This window comes from Halogeometricum pallidum JCM 14848 (assembly GCF_000337095.1).
GTDB lineage: Archaea > Halobacteriota > Halobacteria > Halobacteriales > Haloferacaceae > Halogeometricum > Halogeometricum pallidum.
Genome location: NZ_AOIV01000037.1, coordinates 105,788 through 125,941 on the forward strand (window position 1 = coordinate 105,788; position 20,154 = coordinate 125,941).

Sequence of the window (20,154 nt, forward strand, 5' to 3'; positions counted from 1 at the left end):
TATTTAGACTTAAAAAAACTGTAATCTTCACCTCATGAGTTCAGAAGCGAACAATGTACTATTATACTCTACCTCAGAATTTGAACGCTTGCTGCCTGATGAGACAATCCCTTCGTCGAACTCCGAAGACTGTAACCATCGATATTCGACTGAATCGCGGATATATAACGGATACGTTCGAAGACCCGCGCGACGAGTCGAATCGGTACTGCCGTAATTCTCACCGCGCCGAAATGCGATTACTTCTGTCGGATCCAGTGCTATAATCGTTCTGTCCGCTTGGTGCACGGTTTCTCTCCGAGGTGGTGCTCACCGGACCTCAACGAAGAGGGACCTGTTCGAGAACGTAACCGAAGGTGTGTGGCGGGGGTCTGTCGCCGACTGTTTTCTCAGCCGTCTGACACCCGGCCGTGACCGGCGCGTACGGTGACCGAAGCGCGGCCGGGAGTCTACGTACGGACTCGACTGACAGGTACAGACTGTCCTCCCGCCCTCCCGGAATTTCGTTGGTTCCGGCCCAAATTTTTTTGCGCCGATAGACGAGAATGTTAATTGATGGCGTGGCGCGACGCTCAATCGGCGGTCGGGTACCGCCCGCCGGGCCACGAGACGAACGCCAGCGGAGTCTCTCGTGCCGGACCGGGGCCGGCGTCGGGGCGGACGACCCGACGCTCGCGGTGGTTCTCAGTCGGGCACGCGGACTCGCGCGCGAACCGCGCTGACGCCGCACCCGGCGCGGGTGGCGAACCGAACCAGGGAACCCGATACAGAATATGAGTACGGAGCAATCCGCGAGCCAGACGAGCAGTACCGAGACCGAACCACTTCCGTCCGTGCCGAACGTCACAGACCCGCGACCGGGCACCCCGGTGTCCGACGACTTCCAGACCGGAACGGCGAACGACCCCACGGTCGGGACCCGAGGCACCGAGGAGACGCGGATCACCGTCGACGGCCAGACGGTCACCCTGCCCGAAGGGGCGACCATCTACGACGCCATCGACGAGATAGAGCCCGATAGCTCCGTCCCCGCCCTCTGTAACTACGACGAGGACAACGAGGACGCCGACCGAATCGGTCCGCGAAGCGAGTGTCGAACCTGCATGGTCGACACGGACGAGCACGGGATGGTGCCCTCGTGCAGTTTCCCGGCCGAGGACGGACTCACCGTCCACACGGGAACCGAGGAGGCCGAGGAAGCGCGCGACGTGAACCTCGACCTCATCCTCGGCGACCACAACCTGCGGTGTACGACCTGCGGACAGAACGGCCGCTGTGAACTGCAGGACGCCTCCATCGAGGAAAACGTGGAGGAACCGCGCTACGGCGTCTTCGACGACCGGGACGCGTACGAACCAATAGACGACTCCTCGCCGTTCATCCAGATAGACCGCAACAAGTGCATCCTCTGTAACCGCTGCGTCGAAGCCTGCAACGACGTGCAGGTCGAGGGCGTTCTCCGTATCGAGGGGAGCGGTCCGGACACGCGCATCGCGTTCCAGAACGGCGCGGAGACGATGATGGAGTCGACGTGCGTCTCCTGTGGTCACTGCGCGACGGTGTGCCCGACGGGTGCGCTCGTCGAACAGGGTCTGACCGACATGGCGACCATCCCGCTTCCGGGCTTCAACCAGAAGAACAGCATCGGGAAGGTCATCGGTGGGGACTACGAGCACCAGCCCCGCCAGATGACCCCCATGAAGAAGGACGAGCGGCCGAACATGAGTGAGAACTAATGAGCAAACAGCAACCGGACGAGACGAACGCCGCCGAAGAGAAGAAATCCGGCGTCGCGGGCTACATGGCCAAGGCGAAGGAGATGGCGCAGTCCGCACAGGAGCGAAGCGAGACGACGCCGAGTCACGGGTCGAACGAGGGACATAGCGGCCCGTTCGCACCGGCCGAACACCTCGCGGAGTCGTTCGCGGCGAACACGATGTCGGAGGGTCGGCTCTTCGACATGGCCGACGCCATCAGCGACTACCGACTCAACGACGTCGACGTCACCGACACCACCTGCGGCTACTGCGCCGTCGGCTGCCGGTTCGACGTGCTCTCGAAGGACGACGAGGTGCTGGGCATCCGGCCGAACGCCGAGAAGGCCCCCATCAACGGCATCTCGACCTGCGTGAAGGGGAAGTTCGGCTACGGCTACGCGAACGACGAGGACCGCCTCACGACGCCGCTCATCAAGGAGGACGGCGAGTTCCGCGAGGCGTCGTGGGAGGAGGCGCTGGACCGCGTCGCCGAGGAACTGCAGGAGACGAAAGACGAGTACGGACCCGACGCGCTGGGACTCGTCTCCTCCTCGAAGACGTCGAACGAGGCGAACTACCTGATGCAGAAGCTGTCCCGCCAGGTTCTCAAGACCAACAACATCGACAACTGCAACCGGCTCTGCCACTCGCCGACGGTGGCCGGTCTCTCGCAGACGGTCGGCTACGGCGCCGGTTCGGTCGGCACCGAAGCGCTCAGCAACACCGACTGCTATCTCATCACCGGTTCGAACACGACCGAGGCCCACCCCGTGCTGGGGACGGACATCAAGCAGAACCTCAAAGAGGGCGCCGAAGCGTACGTCTTCGACCCCCGGAAGGTGCAGATAGCCGAGTACGCGACGCAGTACGCCCGCGTCCAGCCCGGTTACGACACGGTCTGGATCAACGGGCTGACCCGACACATCCTCGAAGAGGACCTGCAGGACGACGAGTTCATCGAGAACCGGACCGTCGGCTTCGACGAAGTGAAGGAGGGCGTCCAGAAGTTCACGCCCGAGTTCGTCGAAGAGCACGCGGGCGTCCCGCCGGAGAAGCTGAAAAGGGCCGCCGAGGCCATCGCCACGGCCGATAGCTGTACGTTCTGTTGGACGCTCGGGCTGACCGAGCACAGCCACGGGACGGAGAACATCATCTCGATGGCGAACCTCGCCTTAGTGACGGGACACGTCGGCACCGAGAAGTCGGGGCTGGCGCCGTTCCGCGGGCAGAACAACGTGCAGGGCGGCGGCGGCGACATGGGTCCGGTCCCCGGGAACTTCCCNCCCGCGAGAAGTTCGAGGACTACTACGGCGTCGAGGACCTGCCGGACGAGGTGGGTCTCACCATCACCGAGCAGTTCCTCGCCGCGGACCGCGGGAACATCAAGACGATGTTCGTCGAGGGGGAGAACCCGGTCATCTCCGAACCGAACGTCGACCACGCCGAGGAGGTTCTCGAGGAACTGGACTTCCTCGCCGTCCAGGACATCTTCCTGACGGAGACGGCGGAGTACGCCGACGTGGTCCTGCCGGCTACGGGTCACGTCGAGACGAACGGGACGTACACGAGTTCGACCCGCCACGTCCAACTCGTCAAGCGCGCCGTCGACCCGCCGGGCGAGGCGAAACCCGACTGGGTCATCACCCAGGAACTCGCCGAGCGCTTCGGCTTCGAGTGGGGNCGTCAAGCGCGCCGTCGACCCGCCGGGCGAGGCGAAACCCGACTGGGTCATCACCCAGGAACTCGCCGAGCGCTTCGGCTTCGAGTGGGGTTACGACTCGCCCAGCGACATCATGGACGAGATAAACGACCTCACGCCCATCTACGGCGGCGTCACGCACGAGCGACTCGAAGACGGCGAGGAGCTACAGTGGCCCGTCTGGGACGAGGACCACCCGGGGACGCCGCACCTCTACAAAGAGCAGTTCAACACGGCCGACGGACTGGCGCACATGTTCCCGACGGACATCACNCAGTGGCCCGTCTGGGACGAGGACCACCCGGGGACGCCGCACCTCTACAAAGAGCAGTTCAACACGGCCGACGGACTGGCGCACATGTTCCCGACGGACATCACGGGTCCGGCCGAACGCGATATGGACGACGGCGACTACCCGATCAAACTGACGACGGGGCGCGTCCTCTACCAGTACCACACGGGCACGATGACCAACCGCGAGGAGGGCATCCGCTCGTACACCGACGAACTGTTCGTCGAAATCAACCCCGAGACGGCCGAATCGCTCGGCATTGCCGACGAGGACCCGGTGCGCATCACCTCGCGCAAGGGCGAGATAGAGGCGATGGCGCAGGTGACAGACCGCATCGGCCCCGACACCGTGTTCGTCCCGATGCACGTCCTCGGAGACGGCACCGACGTCGTGAACGAACTGACCGACGAGAGCCACCTCGACGAGCAGGCGCACGTCCCCGAGTTCAAGGTGACGGACGTGAAGGTGGTGCCNAACTGACCGACGAGAGCCACCTCGACGAGCAGGCGCACGTCCCCGAGTTCAAGGTGACGGACGTGAAGGTGGTGCCGCGGGACCGCCCCACGGCCGTCGACGACGACACGAGCACGTCGAGTCCCGAGAGCGCGGACGACTGAACCAGAGATCCAATACAACCATGACCGAAGACGACTACGACGAGAAGGATACGCCCGAACAGAACCCGGAGAACCCCACCGCGCAGGACCACGAGTGTCAGTTCTGTCACGAGTCGTTCGACTCGGAAGGGGAGATGCGCGAACACGTCGAATCGGAGCACTCCAGCGTGGAGCAGCCCTCGGACGACGGCTGAGACTCACCCATGGACTTCACTTACCAGTTCAAGCGACTGTTCGGACTCGCGAACGGCCCCGTCGGGGTCGAGAGCGACGACGAACACGACGTGCACGACTGCACCGTCTGCGACACGCGGTTCGACGCGGGGGACGCGCAGTGTCCCTCCTGCGGGAGTCGCATCTTCCGGACGAAGACCATCGTTCCGAACGCAGCGCTGAATCTGCTGCTCATCTTCGTGGTCTCCGGCCTGGGGGTCGTCTACAACTTCCTCACCGGAGATATCCCGAAAGAGTCGCCGAAGGAGGAGTGACGCGGACCGACCATGAGCCGGCAACGCGCGTCCGAACCGAAATCCGAGTCCGACCCCGAATCCGAGGCTGACACCCCGTCCGACGCGGACGAGACGACCCGACGGTACGCTCCCGTCGACACCGTCTGCCCGTCCTGTTCGGTCGGGTGCGGCCTCCGCTACAGCGACCGCACCGGCGGCGCCGTCGGCCGCGAGGGCGCGCCGGTCAACCCCGAGGGTCGCCTCTGTCCGAAGGGCATCGAGGCGTTCGACGGCCTCGACGAGGACCGCCTGACGACGCCGCTGGTTCGAGAGGACGGGACGCTCGTGCCGGCGTCGTGGGAAGAGGCGCTGGACCGCGTCGAACGGGAACTCGGGGGCCTCGTCGACGCGCACGGCCCGGACTCGCTCGCGTTCCTCGGCGCGCCCCGTTGTACGAACGAGGAGAACTACCTGTTCGGCAAACTGGCGCGGACGCTCGGGACGAACAACGTCGACAACCGCGCGCGCATCTGTCACCGCTCGGCGGTGACGGCGACGACGCGCCGCTTCGGGTGCGGCGCCATGACGAACACGCTTGAGGACATCTCGGAGGCGGACGTGTTCCTCGTCGTCGGGTCGAACCCGGCGGCCCAGCAACCCATCGCCTTCGACAGTTACGTCCGCCCCGCCGTCAACGACGGCGCGACGCTGGTCCACGTCGACCCCCGCGCGAATCGGACGACGCGCGCGGCGGACGTCCACCTCGCGGCCCGACCCGGAACCGACGCGCTTCTCGTGCGTCTCCTCCTCGCGGAACTACTCGAACTCGACGCGGTCGACCGCGAGTTCGTCGAAGAGCGGACCACCGGCTTCGAGGCGTTCGCCGACTCCTTCGAGGAGTTCGACGTCGACGCCGGCGTCGAACGGACCGGCGTCGACGCAGAGAAAATCCGCCGGGTGGCTCGCGCCGTCGGCGACGCGGACGGAACCGCGGTCATCGTCGGCACGGGCGCGGAGGCTCCCGACCACCGCGGCACGGCCACGGTGGACGCTCTGTTGAACCTCCTGCTCCTGACGGGGAACGTCGGCCGCCGCGGCGCCGGGATGAACGTTCTCCGCGGCCTCAACAACGAACAGGGCGCGAACGACGTGGGAATGCGGCCGACGACGCTTCCCGGGTTCGACCCCGTGGACGACCCCGAGGCGCGCGAACGCGTCGCCGCCGAGTGGGGCGTCGACCCGCCGACCGACCCCGGTCTGTCGGAACTCGAAGCGGTCCGCGCCTTCGGCGACGACGTGCGCGGCGCGTACGTCCTCGGCGAGAACCCGGCGGTGACGCGGATGGAGACGCAGTTCGTCGCGCGCAAGTTCGAGTCGCTGGACTTCCTCCTCGTGCAGGACATCGCGCCGAGCGAGACGGTCGAGCACGCCGACGTGGTCCTGCCGGGGAGCGCGTGGGCCGAGAAGGACGGGACGGTGACGAACCTCGACCGACAGGTCCAGCGGATGCGCGCGGCGGCCTCGCCCCCCGATTCGGCCCGGCGCGACCTCGACATCGTGCGGGAACTCGGCCGACGGCTGACGGGGACCGCGTTCGCGCCCGAGACGCCCGAGGGGGTCTTCGAGGAGATAACGCGGGTGAACCCGCTGTACGCCGGGATGTCCTACGCGGGACTCGAATCCGGCAGCCAGCGCTGGCCGTTCCCCGAGGGGGCGACGGAGGGCGTCGGCGTCCTCCACCGGGACCGGTTCATGAACGGCGAGAAACGCGCGCCGTTGCTCCCCGTAGACGCGACCGACGACACCGAGGAGGACGCCGACGACGCCGACGACTCGTCCCCCGGCCTCGTCGTGCTCACCCGAAAACAGGTCAACGAGGGCGGTTCGGGGGCGGACGACGGCGACGCGCCCGAACTCCTCGTCCACCCCGACGACGCCGCGTCGCGGGGTATCCGTAACGGGGACCGGGTCGTTCTCGACGGCGCCGAAGCGGTCGAGGCCGTCGCGTCGCTCTCACCGGAGGTCCGCGAAGGGGCCGTCTTCCTCGACGCCGAGTGGGCCGACCGACTCCTCGCCGGCCGGGACTCCCGGACCGTCGGGGTGCGGGCGGCGGACTCGACCTCCGACTCGGACGCGGAATCGAAGCCGAAATCCGCGTCGGACTGACGGGTCGCTTTTCTCCGCACCTCACTCTCCCGGCGCGAGACCGTACGGTTCGCCGCGTGCGAGGCTTTCTACGAGGAGGACGTACGTTGCCTGACTCCACTGGAGGTTCGCGTTCCACCGCACCTGGCCGCCGCCGTCAACGCGTTCGGGAAGGAGGCCCGCCGCGGTCCGCCACGCGCGACTGTGCTCGAAGACGTGGTCCGCGACGGCGTCCTCGTCGACACCGCTCCGCCAGCGCACCACGTCGGCGTACGCCTCACAGAGCGGCCATCCGCCGTCCTCTGCGGTGTTCGTCGGCGTGTAGTCGTCGCCCGGGTAACGCCCGACGCAGGGGTCGCGGTCGGCGCGCCACGCCGGGTCGTCGGCGCAGGCGACGGTCGACTGCATCGCCTCGCTGTCGGCGGGCACGGCGTTCCACGGCCAGTAGGCCATGAACGCCGCCGCGTCGGGTCTGCGGTCGGCGGGCGGGTCGTCCCGCGGTTCGGGGTCGTCCGCGGTGACGTAGTGATCGCCGAGCAGGGCGCCCCGCTTAAAACAGTGGTCGTCGAAGCGCTCGGCCCACATCGCCGCCGTCTCGCGACACTCCGCCGCGTAGTCGTCTTCGCCCACCGAGTCGGCCAGCGCGGCCATCGAACGCAGACCGGCTATCGCGGCGGCGCTTCCCTCGGTCGTGTACCCCCATATCTCCTCCCAGGGGTCCTGGTGTTTCCCCGGAAAGCCGCCGTCGTCCCAGCCGAGGAGGAAGTCGGCGGCGCGGCGACTCGTGTCGTAGTAGGCCGCCAGCACCGAGTCGTCGCCCGTCGCCCGCCAACAGAGCCAGTGGGCGTAGATGGGTCCGCCGACTTGGTCGAGTTGGAGTGCCCGCCAGTGAGGGGTCTGATCCGCGTAGTAGTTCTGCCACCACGTCCCTCGACGGTCGATACCGCGCGCGTCGGTCACGTCGTTCGTAATCTGGGCGTGCGAGAGCCAATCGAGGGCCTCTAACGCTTCGGTGGTGGCGCCGGCCGCGAGAAGCGCCTGGATGCAGATGACGAGGTCTCGAGGCCAGACGAAGCGGTAGGCGAACTCTTTCGGTTTGAATGCGCCGGCGATGATGCCGCCCCGACGGTCCTGCGCGCACTTCATCGCCGTCAGCGAGAGTTCGTACGTCTCCGCCGCGAAGGCGTCCTCGACCGGGCAGCCGTCTCGGTTTCCGTGCCAACTCTCCCAGACGGCGGCGAACGTCGAGCGCTCGGCGCGATAGCCGCTCCACAGGGTCGTCAGGGCGTTCTCCCGCGCTTCGAGTTCGCTCTCGCCGAAACCGACGGCCGTCCACCACGTCACGTCGGTGACGTCGTCGACGAACAGGCCGAACCCGGCGTCGACTTTCCCGTCCAAGTGGTGGTTGTCGTCGACGAGGCCGTCGTTCTCCTCGTAGATGTCGCGCCACGCGCTCCTGTCCGGACCCGAGGTGACGCCCTGTCGACCGATTCGACACCCATCGAACGTCGTCTGTCCGGTCGAGGGACGGCGCTGCGCGACGGCGAGATAGCGCCCCGAATCGTGCGCGACGACGAAGTCGTAGCCGTGGTCGTGGACGACGAACGCCTCGTCCACGTCGTCGGCACTGGTACCGTCGTGGATGCCGAGGCCGAACAGCGTGTAGAGAGTCCGCGTCGACGGCGTGGAGAACCGCGCGCGGTTACGGACGAACAGCGACGCGGAGTCGACGGCGACGAGGATGTCTTGGTCGAGCGTCGCCGCCGCGCCGTCGTCGAACTCGAACTGGTTGCGCACGTGCACTTCGGGGACGCGCGGCGACTCGTAGGACACCGCGCTGGCGACGGCGTCGTTTCGCACGTCGAGCGTCTGGCCGACGTTGGCGTCCCACAGGAGCGTGTGCATGTCGTAGAACTGCTCGACGTCCAGCCTGAACGCCGACGTGTCTTCGACGAGCGCGCCGTTCCAGTCGCGGTGACCCGTTCCCGGGTACTGGTTCACCGTCGCAAGCACCTCCATTCCGTCGCCCAACGGCGCGCTCACGATGGCGTCTTTGTCGCTCGGCCGGCGCCCGGCGGAGTCTTCCTGCATCGGTCACGCGGCTATCTGTTGAGAGAGGTGAAAACAGTTGCCGGCCGGATCCTCGACCGCTTCGCCTCTTCGGTCCGACCGGTGAAACAGTCGCGTCGCTTATCAGTTAACGCCGCCGGGCGATAACGTATCAGTAAAAAATACTTTAGTGACGTATCCGGTCCGCTCTCCGTGAGTAATGTTCTCTGCCTCTCGTCCGTTCCGCCGCTCTTCGGGCGAATTCGAGTCCTCTCTTCGAGGTGCGAAACCCGCACGACTTCGCCTCGTTCCGGTCGGGCGGTCCGGACCTTCGCGGACCGGGGGTGCAGACGCCGAACGGAAGCGCCCGACGGCGGCGACGGGCGGTGCGGTAAGTCACCTGTAACTATCCGCCGGGGTCGCCTGCCGGCTAGCGATGAGAGGAGCGAGACGAGCGCCGCCCTCCACTCGGCGTCGCGCCCGCAGCGTTCACGAGTTCGTGCGCGCACAACCCAGAACGGCGAGCTACCACGCCTCCGGGAAGGAGGCGCTGCGCGTCGGTCTATCACTGCTCGACCGGTCGGGCGACGAGGTGCTCGTCCCGAGTTACGCGCCGGTCGGCGTCGCGGACGCCGTACGCGCGGCGGGGGCGTCGCCGCGCTTCTACCGAGTCGAGTCTCCGCACGAACCCGGCCTGGCGTCGGTCGAAGACGCCGCTTCCGAGTCGACGATGGCGCTCGTCGCCGTCCAGTACTTCGGCTTCCCGCAGGCCCGGTTGGGCGACCTGCGACAGGTGGCGAGAGAACACGGGGCCGCCCTCGTCGACGACGCCTCGCACGGACCCCTCGGGTCGGTCGACGGCCGAGCGCTCGGGGCCTCCGGCGACGTGGGGTCCGCCAGCTTTCACAAGCCCCTGAACGTGCCCGACGGCGCCGTTCTCTACGTCGACGGCGCCTCGCCGGCCGTCGGACGGAGGTCCGCCAGCGTCGAACGGACCCGGCGGGTCGGAACCGCCGGTCCCCATCCGGGTCACGAGGACCTTCGGTACTACGCCGCTTCGGCGGGCGCCGAACTCTGGGAGCGAATCCCGGCGTTGCGCGAACCGCTCCGCGCGGCCGCCACCGGCGCGACCACGAGAGCGGGAGCGAAAGCCGGTGGTTCGGGCTCCGATAGAGAGTCGGACGCGACCGGTTCGCGACGCCCGACCGACGGCCGTCGAACGGACGAGGCGGCGTGGCGCGGCGAGATGTCGTGGGCGACGCGACGGGAACTGCGGCGCATACACCCCGACGAGGTGCGGCGGGAACGTCGGGACGCGTACCGCGTCTGGGCGTCGGCCGCGGCCGACTGCGGGGGCGTCACCCCCCTCTTCGAGGAACTCCCGGCGGGCGCCTGTCCGTGGATGTTCCCGCTCGCGGTCGAGTCCGGCGAACGGCGGGCCGTGCGGCTCGAATCACGGGTTGCGGGCGCTTTCCGGTGGCCCGGACTCCCCGACCCGGTGGCCGGCGACGCGGCCTTCCCGACCGCGAACCGACTCGCGCGGTCGGTCGTCTGCCTGCCGCTTCGCCGCCCGTCGGACGAGGCACACGCCCGACGACTCATTGGGGCGACGGACGACTGAGTCGTATGGACGTCTCGCGCTCCAGTACCCTCGTCTTCCTCGCCTCGGTCGGGACGACCGCCGCGGGGTTCCTCGGGCACGTCTACTTCGCCCGCGTCCTCGGACCCGAACTGCTCGGCGCCTTCTTCCTCTTTCAGGCGCTTCTCACCGTCTGTATCGTCGGCACCGACCTCGGCGTCGGCACCGGCGTCGAGAAGCAACTGAGCGGCGCGTCCGACCGAGAGGAGACGTTCTCGACCGCGGTGGTCTTCTACGCGGTCACCGTCGGCGTCGTCGTCTGCGGCATCCTTCTCTTCTCGTCGAGCATCGACCGATACGTCGGAATAGAGGTCGCGGCGCTGCTCGCGGTGGCCGTCTGCGCCAAGCAGTTCAAGCGCCTCGTCAACACCACGCTCAAGGGCGAACTCCGTGTCGGCGAGATAGCCGGTCCGATGCTGGTCGACCGGGTGGGGTGGGTCCTCGTCGGGGCGACCCTCCTCGCTCTCGGGTTCGGCGTCGAGAGCCTCGTGTACGGCACCATCTTCGGGTCCGCGGTCGGTTTCGTCTGGATCATCGCGAAGATAGACACCTCGTTCACCCGACCGTCTCTCGACCGCCTGCGGTCGCTGCTCGGGTTCGCCAAGTACAACTTCGTCCCCTCGCTGGGTCTGCAGGTCCACAACTGGATGGACGTGCTGGTCATCGGTTACTTCCTCTCGCAGTCGGCCGTCGGCGCCTACGAGACCGCCTGGAAGGTATCGACCATCACGACCATCCTCGCCACGTCGGTCAGCGCGACGGTCCTCCCGCAGACGAGCGCGTGGGACTCGGGGGAGAAACTGGACCGCATCGAACGACTGCTCTCGTCGGCCATCACGCCCAGCGTCCTCCTCGTCGTTCCGGCGTTCTTCGGCGCCGTCGCCCTCGCGCCGAACATCCTCGGACTGCTGTTCGGCCCGGAGTTCACCGTCGCGTCGCTGGCGCTCGTCGTCCTCGTCGCCGGGAAGGTGCCCGAGGCCATCCAACTGCTCGTCGGGCGGTGTCTGCTCGGGATGGACAAACCGAACCTCGTCGCGCGGGCGACCGTCTGGACCATCGCGCTCAACCTCGTGTTGAACGCCGTCTTGGTCGTCCAGTTCGGCCTCGTGGGTGCCGCAGTCGCGACGACGGCCTCGTTCACCGTCGGATTGCTCCTCCGCGCGAAATATCTCTCGGCGCTCATGGACCTCCGGATTCCGTACCGCGAGGTCGGGTGGTGCGTCGTCGCCGCGGTCGGAATGTACGCCGTCGTCGTCGGCGTCACCTCCGCGTTCCCCGCCGACACCCTGCCGAGACTCTTCGGGGTGGTGCTCCTCGCGGCGGTGGTCTACGGTTCGGTACTCCTCCTGTTCGGTCGGTTTCGAACCCGAGCGGTGGGGTTAGCCCGACGTTTCTCGCCTCTCTGACCCCGAGATGACTGTTCACTGGCAAAACAACTCTCGATAAAATATTCACATAACAGAATAGAAACATCAAGTGGTAGTTCTCCTCGTCGCGTCTTTTCCATAGTGTTATCTTATTATCAGCTTCTTAGTTTTCTATACACCCCGTGAGGGCGGAAGCATGGTCGGAATCCAAGGACGGCTTGGTGACGCCGAACATCCCGCCCCGCACCCCTCCTCGTCCCTCACAGGCGAAGAACGGTGTACCGAGTACGCGGCAGACGGTTTCAGCGTCACGGTCCTCTTCCACGACCGGAGTCGGAACCGGACCCTACATTTTTCGTGTGACCCGACGATGTTCCGACCACTATGCTCGACGACACCGTAGCTATCGTCACCGGCGGTTCGACCGGTATCGGGAAGGCCATCGCGGAGAAGTATCTGGAGCACGGCGCCGACGTCGTCGTCTCGAATCGCACGGAGGAATCGGGCCGGGAGACGGCGGAGGAACTCGGCTGTGAGTACGTGCAGTGCGACGTCTCCGAGTACGACCAAGTGGAGACGTTAATCGAGGCCACCGTCGAGGAGTTCGGCCGCCTCGACACCATCGTCAACAACGCCGGTATCGGCCACGCCGCCTCTCTCGAGGAGATGTCCATCGAGGACTGGCAGCGGGTGCTCCGAGTCAACCTCGACGGCGTGATGTACGGTTCTCGGGCGGCGCTGCCCCACCTCAAGGAGACGGAGGGATCCATCGTCAACGTCGCCTCCATCTACGGTCTCGTCGCGGGCCCCGGTGCGCCCGCCTACTCGGCGGCGAAGGGCGGCGTGGTGAACCTCACGCGCGAGATAGCCGTCGACTACGCGTCGGCGAACGTCCGCGCCAACTGCATCTGCCCGGGGTTCGTCGAGACGCCGATGACCGACGACTATCTCGAACAGGACCAGTTCTACGAGTTCGTCCGCGGCGAGACGCCCCTCGGCCGGGTGGCCCAACCCGAGGAGATTTCGGGAATCGCGGCCTTTCTCGCCTCCGAGGAGGCGTCCTACATCACGGGCGCGAACATCCCCGTCGACGGCGGGTGGACGGCCCACTGACGCGTCTCGCCCCCTCATAGCAGCGACCCCAGCGAGAACGCGACGGCACCGACGGAAACGATGCCCGCGACGGCGGCGGCGCGGCGTAGCGGGAGATTCCGCGCTTCGCGGATTCCGTACGCGAACAGGTAGCCGATCCAGAGGTAGCCGACGGCGTTCGTCGTCACTTGAAAGAGCACGAGCCAGAGCGGCAACTGCGCGTGCGTCGGGGTGAGGGTCGGTAGACCGCCGGTCAGGTAGAGAAGCCACACCCCTCCCGTCGTGCACGCGCTCGCGAGTAAGCCGGGGAGCTGCCCCCATCCGACGTTCGCCGCCGTTCGGGCGAGCGACCCGGATCCGCCGAGCAGGCCGCTCAGAACGTAGACGACCGCCGTGAACACCGCCCATATCCCGACTGCGCCCACCGCGCCGCCGAGGAGGACGGCGGCGACTATCGACACCGGGGAAAGCTCGCTCCCGACGGCCTGCTCGAACAGCGGGACGCCGCTCGCGACGGAGACGACGCCGATAGCGTACACGATACCGGCGGCGCCGAGGAACGACGGCGTCCGTTCGACGAAGAATCGTTCCGGGTCGAACAGCGGGGTGGAGGGCATCGTCCGACGCGACGGCCGGATAATGTTTCTGAACTTACACGATCTGCGGGACAGGCGAGTCAGGCGAGCCAGTTCCGCAGGACCGCGCCGAACCCGGCCGCGCCGATGCCGAACGAGACGATGCCGCCGACGCCGGTCAGCGCCAGCGCACCGTTGAGACCGGCCGCGACCAAGAGCGGCTTGGTCCAACCGTCCTCGCGGCCGACGAGTCGGGCCGCGATGGCCAGGAAGGCGATGGCCGCGCCGACGGCCCAGACGACGTAGGCGACCAGACCGAGGGGGATGGCGAGGAGGATGCCGACGAGGGTGATAACCAGCAGTATCGTGACGATTACCACCGCGACGAGACAGAGCAGTCCGTAGAGGAACGACTCGACGGGTTCCTCCAGCACCGTCGCCATCGTCCGCTCGACGTACCCGGGGGCGGCGGCGACGAGGATGGCACCGACGATAAGCGTCGTCAGGAACGCGCCGACCGCTCCCCCGACGACGCCGAACGCGGGGCCGATATCGACGTTCACGTCCGTACCGACCTGTGCGACCCGCGTGGCCACCGGACCGAGCGCCGGGGCGACGATTCCGTTCATCGTCCGACCCCAGAACGCGCAGCTACTTATCCCTCGCTGACGACGGCTATCGTTCCCCCTCGAAGTCGTCCAGCCATCCGGAGACCATCTCTTCGAGCGCGCCGGTCGTGCTCCCGAGGTGGAGCAGTTGGTAACCGTCCTCGGCCTTCTGGTTCACGTCGTCCATCCCGAACCCGAGTCCGCCGAGGGGGACGCCGGCGTCGACGGCGGCCGAGCGGACCGTCTCGACGGCCTCCTCCACGTCGGAGTGGTCGACTTCGCCGGGGTGACCGTACGAGACGGAGAGGTCGAGGGGGCCGACGAACACGAAGCCCAACTCCGGCACGTCCAGGATTTCCTCGATATTCTCGACGGCGGATTTCGTCTCGATGGTCGCCCCCACCAGCGTCTCGCGGTCCTCGGTGTCGACGTAGTCGTCCGCGAGTCCCCACCGACGGGCGCGGGGCGCGGCCAGTCCGCGGTGGCCCGGTTCGCCGTCGTACTCGTACCGGGAGGACCGCACCGCCGCGCGCACCGTCTCGGCCTCCTCGACGCGCGGGACGAACACGTTGCGGACGCCGAGGTCGAGGGCCTTCCGAACCGAGGTGGGTTCGGAGTCCGACAGGCGGACGAGCAGTTCGGTGTCGGTCCGTTCGGCCGCCCGGAGCAGGTCTTCGACCGCCGGGCCGTGGTCGGGCGACGGCCCGCCGTGCTCGAAGTCGATCCAGACGAAGTCCGCCCCGAGTTCGCCGTAGAACTCCACCAGGGTCGGGCTGTACGCGTTGTCGAGGACGCCGAGCGCGACGGTCCCGTTTTCGAAGCGTTCTCGCAGTCCGTTGGTCGGTTGTTCGCCACTCATGCCTCTCGGTTGACGCCTCGCTAGCTTAAGGGTAGTTGCCGGACGGAGTGACTGTCCGCGATTCGAGAGACGTCTCCCGGTTTCGGGTCGTTTTCTGCCGGTCAGAATGGTCAAACTGCCGCCAGGTTTTTCACCATCGTCCTCGAGAGACTCCACGATGTTTGATGAATTAAATAATCGCTCGTCATCGGAGCTGCGCAGACGCGAGTTCGTCGGCGGCATCACGTCGCTGGCGGCGGCCTCCGCGTTCTCGGTGGGCGTCTCCGAGTCGGCCGCGGCGCAGGTGACAGCCGGGGCCGACGAACCCGGTCAGACGCTGACGTCGCCCGACGGGGCCGTCGAGGTGTCGGTGGACGTGACGGACGGCGCGCCGAGTTACTCGGTGTCGCGCGAGGGGACGACGGTCATCGAAGAGTCGTCGCTCGGATTCGAGTTCGAGAATCAGGCGCCGTTCGGGGACGGTATCGAGGTGACCGGGACGGAACGCTCCAGCGTCGACGAGCGATGGACGCCGGTGTGGGACCAGTACGACGAGATACCGGAGCGATACGAGGAACTCCGGGTCGGCCTCCGGGAGACGGCGGAACCGAACCGGTCGCTGACGCTCGAACTGCGCGCGTTCGACGACGGGGTGGGTCTCCGGTACGTGTTCCCCGCCGAGAGCGGGTTCGGCGACTTCGTCGTCGCCTCCGAGAACACGGCGTTCGCCTTCGCGGACGACTACAACTCCTGGTGGGTAGAGAACGACTTCAACAGCTACGAGTACGCCTACGAGGAGACGCCGCTGAGCGACATCGGCGAACTGAGTTCGTTCGGCGGGGCGCACACGCCCCTGACGATGAAGGCGGCCGAGGACCTCTATCTCAGCGTTCACGAGGCGAACCTCGTCGACTACGCGGCGATGGCCGTCGAACCGACCGAAGACGGCGGCGGGACGACGTTCGAGTCCGTCCTCGCTCCGCTTCCCGACGGGACGAAGGTGACCGCGTCCGCGCCGCACCGGACGCCCTGGCGGACGGTGCAACTCGCCACGCGGCCGGGCGAACTCGTGGAATCGAACCTCGTTCTCAACCTGAACGAACCGTTCGACCCCGAGTCGTTCCCGGAGGGGACCGACTGGATAGAACCGGGGAAGTTCGTCGGCATCTGGTGGCTGATGATAACGGGCCGCGCGGACTGGGAGTACCTGGGTCCGGAGACGGGCAATCACGGCGCGCAGACCGGCCGGATGAAGCGGTACATGGATTTCGCCAGCGAGCACGGGATTCGGAGCGTCCTCGTCGAGGGGTGGAACGAGGGGTGGGACAGCTATCCCGGTGAAGGGGACACGATGGACTTCGACGACCCGTACCCCGACTTCGACTGGGAGGGGGTGACGGAGTACGGCCTGAACCTCGACCCGCCGGTTGAGATGACCGCGCACAACGAGACGGCCGGGAACGTCTCCAACTACGAGTCGCAGTTGGACAACTCCCCGAATCCGTTCGCCGACTACGAGAAGAGGGGAATTCGGTCGATAAAGACCGGCTACGTCGCTGACTCCGGCGTCACCATCGACGGGGAGACGTACAATCACCACTGCCAGCCGTTGGTGAATCACCACCACCTCGTCTACCGCGAGGCGGCCGAGCACCGACAGATGCTGGAGGTGCACGAACCCATCAAACCGACCGGAGAGCGACGAACGTACCCGAACGTGATGACCCGCGAGGGGGTGCTCGGACAGGAGTACGACTCGTTCGGCTACGTCAGCCCCGACCACCACGTCACGTTCCCGTTCACGCGGATGCTCGGCGGCCCCGTCGAGTACACGCCCGGCATCTTCGACATGAACTCGGGGTCCGGCGGCATCGAGACGACGCGCGCGAAGCAACTGGCGATGTACCCGACGTACTTCAGCGGCCTGCAGATGGTCGCGGACCTGCCGAGTTCCTATCTGGCCGAGCAGAATTCGAGGCTCGATGTCGGCGACGTGGCGCAGGCGGAGTTCGGCGAACGCGACGGCCTCTCGCGCGCCGCGCGATGGGCGAACGCGCAGGGCGGCCGCTACGTCCCGTTCGACCCGAACACGGTCGACTCGGGGGCGAGTCTGTCGTGGACCGTCGAGGACGTGCCCGCGGCGGGCGAGTACGACGTGCACCTCCGGTACGCCAGCGACGCCGAGGAGAACGCCGTCGCCGCCGATACGCCGCGAACGGCCACCGTCGCCGTCGGCGACTCTTCGACCCGAGTGACGCTCCCGCCCACGGGGTACTGGGACGAGTGGGCGACGACGACGGCGACGCTCCCGTTCGCCGAGGGGGAGAACGACCTCTCCGTGACGCTCGCCGAGGACGACACGGGCGGATTCAACCTCGACGCCGTCGCCGTCACCGAGACGGGGGCGCCGACGCCGACGCCCGAGGAGGACCCGACGCTCGGTCCGACGGTGTCCGAGTTCGAGTTCGTCGAGGACGTGCCCGCCGCCGGGTGGGACGACACGAACGTCCTCGACGCCGAAATCGGCGAGTACACGCTCACCGCCCGGCGAAAGGGCGAGGAGTGGTACGTCGGCGCGATGACCGGCGCCGACGGACGTGCGCTGGACGTGCCGCTGGAGTTCCTCGCGCCCGGCGAGAGCGGTGACTCACCGGGTAAGGGCGGGGACGCGCCCGGAAAGAGCGGTGATTCCTCGGGGAAGAGCGAAGACGCGCCGGGCAAAAGCGACGAGAACGGAAAATCGAACGACACGCCGCGCGGCCCGATGTACGTCGCGGAGATGTACTCCGACGCCGCGGACGCCGCCTACGAGTCGAACCTCGCGGCCGTCCGCGTCGACGAGTTCCTCGTGGACCCGAGCGCGACAGTGCTCGCGTCGATGGTCGAGTCGGGCGGGACGGCGATTCGCCTGCGGCCGCCGGAGGGCAGCGAGGCCGACGACCTGCCGAGGTACGAGCGACCCGAGCAGGACGTGAACGTCGCCATCGCCTCGGAGACGTTCGTCAAGTCGACGTTCGTCACCGCCACCGGTTCGAACTCGGGCGACTACGTCGGCGGGACGACGGCGGAGGTGGTCGTCGACGGCGAGGTGGCCTCCACCGCGAACGTCCGCTTCCCGCCGAACTCCTCGGAACAGTCGTACACGTTCTCGTTCACCGTCGACAACCCGGGCACGTACGACGTGGCGGTCCGGACCCTCGACGGGGACGTGCTCGCGCGTCGGACGGTGACGGTGAAACCGCCCGTCGAGGTGGCCGCCTTCGATGACCCCGCCGGCGACGACGCCGGCCCCGGGGTCTACACTTACCCCACCAACGAGGCGTTCGAGGAGGGGGCGTTCGACCTCCGGTCGTTCGCCGTCTCGCAGACGTCGGACGTCTACGAGTTCGAGTTCGAGGTGGCGAACCTGTACGACGCCTTCGGGAGTTCGCGCGGGTTCTCCCCGCACATGTTCGTGCTGTGGGTCCGCGACCCGAGCGCCGACGGCGGGCGAACCGACAGCCTCGACGACCTCGGGGCGAACGTCGCGTTCGAGGCGCCGTGGCACTACCGACTGGAGGTGAGCGGCTTCACGAAGAGCGTCGTCGACGCCTCCGGGTCGCCCCTGACGACCGATGACGGGGGCGCCGTGACGCTGGCCGAGAGCGTCGACGCAGAGGAGGGGACGGTGACGCTCACCCTTGACGAGGACGCCTTCGGCGACGTCGACGCGGCCGAGTTGGCGGTCGTTCCGATGGTTCAATCGGAGGATAGGGGATCGCTCCGGCCGGTCGCGGAGACGACGGAGGCGTACGTCTTCGGCGGCGCGAAGGCCGGCGCCGTCGAGCAGGCACCGCTCGTGATGGACCTCGTGACCGGCGAGGGAGTCGACCAGTCGACGGCGCTATCGTACTCGGTCGAGGAGTCGGCGACGCTGCCGTTCGTCTCGCTCGGCGGAAGCGACTGAGCGCGAGCGGACGGCGTTACGCGTCGTTGACGAGCAGCACCTTGCCGCGGAGGTCGTCCTCCTCGGCCGTCACGTGCGCGTCGATGACGTCGCTGAACGCGAAGCGCACGGAGGTGACGGGCCGTATCGCTCCTTCGTCCACGAGCGAAGCGATCTGTTCTAACTCCTCGCCGACGCGCTCTTGATGCTTTCCGAGCAGGACGGGGAGGATGACGAGGACGACGCCGAGTTCCAGGGACTTCTGGTGCATCGCCGAGAGGTCCTGCGTCGAACTCGACTCCGTGGAGAGGACGGTGCCGAACGGCCGAACCGCCTCGAAGGCGGTCTGGAGGTGGTCGTCGCCGACGGGGTCGAACACGGTGTCGAACCCCTCTCCGTCGGCGTACTCCTCGACGTACGCTTCCACGTCCGTGTTGGTGTAGTCGACGGTGGCGTCCGCGCCGAGTTCCTCGGCGAACTCGCGTTTCTCCTCGGAGGAGGCCGTCGCGGTCACGGTGGCGCCGAGGTGGTCCGCGAGTTGGACGCCGATGTGGCCGACGCCGCCGCTGGCGCCGTAGAGGAGCAGGCTCTCCCCCTCGCCGACGTCCGTCTTGTCCGTGAGCATCTCGAACGCCGTGAGGGACACGACGGGGAGGGCGGCGGCCTCTTCGAGCGGAATCGACTCGGGTGCGTCGGCGAACGTCTCGGCGTGGCCGACGGTGTAGTCCGCGAGCGACCCCTGCCGACCCGCGCCGCCGGGCATCCCGTACACCTCGTCGCCCTCCTCGAACCGGTCGACGTCCTCGCCGACGGCGTCGACGACGCCCGACACGTCGCAGTGCAGGGTCGCCGGGAACTCCGGGGTGAAATCGGGGATGGCACCCTGTCGGATCTTGTAGTCGACGGGGTTGACGCTGGAGGCGGCCACGTCGACGCGAATCTCCTCGGGGCCGGGTTCGGGAACCTCGACGGTGGTTCGCTGGAACACGTCCGGGTCGCCGTACTCCTCGATAACGTACGCAGTCATCTCCGCAGGCATGGACTGTTCGGTTCGGTCGCCGGACGGGAATATGCGGCGGCCCCGGAAGCCGTGACGAAAAGG

13 protein-coding genes and 1 pseudogene are annotated in these 20,154 nt (G+C 67.3%); 9 read left to right on the plus strand and 5 right to left on the minus strand.

Going from position 1 to position 20,154, the window contains the following annotated elements; all coding sequences use genetic code 11:
* Positions 1 to 773 precede the first annotated feature (773 nt).
* From C474_RS23160 to C474_RS15000, 5 genes and pseudogenes are all read left to right on the plus strand, one after another.
* Positions 774 to 1,736 (plus strand): 2Fe-2S iron-sulfur cluster-binding protein, encoded by a 963-nt coding sequence (locus C474_RS23160; RefSeq protein WP_008388298.1) that lies wholly within the window; start codon positions 774 to 776, stop codon positions 1,734 to 1,736.
* A pseudogene (locus C474_RS23605) lies at positions 1,736 to 4,228 on the plus strand (molybdopterin oxidoreductase family protein). Before C474_RS23160 ends, C474_RS23605 begins: the two are co-directional and overlap by 1 nt.
* Before the next feature lie 157 nt (positions 4,229 to 4,385).
* Positions 4,386 to 4,559 carry a hypothetical protein gene (locus C474_RS22690; protein WP_169330570.1) on the plus strand — a complete coding sequence of 58 codons (174 nt, stop codon included), beginning with the start codon at positions 4,386 to 4,388 and terminating at the stop codon, positions 4,557 to 4,559.
* Between the two features lie 9 nt (positions 4,560 to 4,568).
* A complete protein-coding gene (locus C474_RS14995; protein WP_008388300.1) occupies positions 4,569 to 4,853 on the plus strand; it encodes a hypothetical protein in 285 nt (94 codons plus the stop codon).
* 12 nt (positions 4,854 to 4,865) lie between these two features.
* Complete coding sequence (locus C474_RS15000; protein WP_008388301.1) at positions 4,866 to 6,980, plus strand: molybdopterin oxidoreductase family protein; 2,115 nt, start codon at positions 4,866 to 4,868, stop codon at positions 6,978 to 6,980.
* Positions 6,981 to 7,001: 21 nt separating this feature from the next.
* On the opposite strand, the gene C474_RS15005 is transcribed toward C474_RS15000, so the two are convergent.
* On the minus strand, positions 7,002 to 9,050 hold the full coding sequence (locus tag C474_RS15005; protein WP_008388303.1) for a glycoside hydrolase family 15 protein: 2,049 nt from the start codon (positions 9,048 to 9,050) through the stop codon (positions 7,002 to 7,004).
* 457 nt (positions 9,051 to 9,507) lie between these two features.
* Between C474_RS15005 and C474_RS15010 the strand changes: the two genes are divergently transcribed.
* The 3 genes from C474_RS15010 (at position 9,508) to C474_RS15020 (ending at position 13,127) form a co-directional block, all read left to right on the plus strand.
* The gene (locus tag C474_RS15010) at positions 9,508 to 10,629 is read left to right on the plus strand and encodes a DegT/DnrJ/EryC1/StrS family aminotransferase (RefSeq protein WP_008388306.1); all 1,122 of its coding nucleotides are present in this window, start codon (positions 9,508 to 9,510) and stop codon (positions 10,627 to 10,629) included.
* Between the two features lie 5 nt (positions 10,630 to 10,634).
* Entirely contained in the window at positions 10,635 to 12,053 is a 1,419-nt protein-coding gene (locus C474_RS15015; protein ID WP_008388308.1) for a flippase, read from the plus strand.
* Between the two features lie 345 nt (positions 12,054 to 12,398).
* Entirely contained in the window at positions 12,399 to 13,127 is a 729-nt protein-coding gene (locus C474_RS15020; protein WP_008388309.1) for an SDR family NAD(P)-dependent oxidoreductase, read from the plus strand.
* 14 nt (positions 13,128 to 13,141) lie between these two features.
* On the opposite strand, the gene C474_RS15025 is transcribed toward C474_RS15020, so the two are convergent.
* Genes C474_RS15025 through C474_RS15035 form a run of 3 tightly spaced genes read right to left on the minus strand, consistent with a single transcriptional unit; the run spans position 13,142 to position 15,148 of the window.
* A complete protein-coding gene (locus tag C474_RS15025; protein ID WP_008388311.1) occupies positions 13,142 to 13,723 on the minus strand; it encodes a YIP1 family protein in 582 nt (193 codons plus the stop codon).
* Positions 13,724 to 13,782: 59 nt separating this feature from the next.
* A complete protein-coding gene (locus tag C474_RS15030; protein ID WP_008388313.1) occupies positions 13,783 to 14,310 on the minus strand; it encodes a hypothetical protein in 528 nt (175 codons plus the stop codon).
* A gap of 46 nt (positions 14,311 to 14,356) precedes the next feature.
* Entirely contained in the window at positions 14,357 to 15,148 is a 792-nt protein-coding gene (locus C474_RS15035; protein ID WP_008388315.1) for an HpcH/HpaI aldolase family protein, read from the minus strand.
* 157 nt (positions 15,149 to 15,305) lie between these two features.
* Here C474_RS15035 and C474_RS15040 point away from each other — a divergent pair, with 157 nt between their 5' ends.
* Positions 15,306 to 19,073 (plus strand): glycoside hydrolase family 97 catalytic domain-containing protein, encoded by a 3,768-nt coding sequence (locus C474_RS15040; protein ID WP_008388317.1) that lies wholly within the window; start codon positions 15,306 to 15,308, stop codon positions 19,071 to 19,073.
* Positions 19,074 to 19,089: 16 nt separating this feature from the next.
* Here C474_RS15040 and C474_RS15045 read toward each other — a convergent pair whose 3' ends face one another.
* A complete protein-coding gene (locus C474_RS15045; protein ID WP_049917064.1) occupies positions 19,090 to 20,091 on the minus strand; it encodes a zinc-binding dehydrogenase in 1,002 nt (333 codons plus the stop codon).
* Positions 20,092 to 20,154 lie beyond the last annotated feature (63 nt).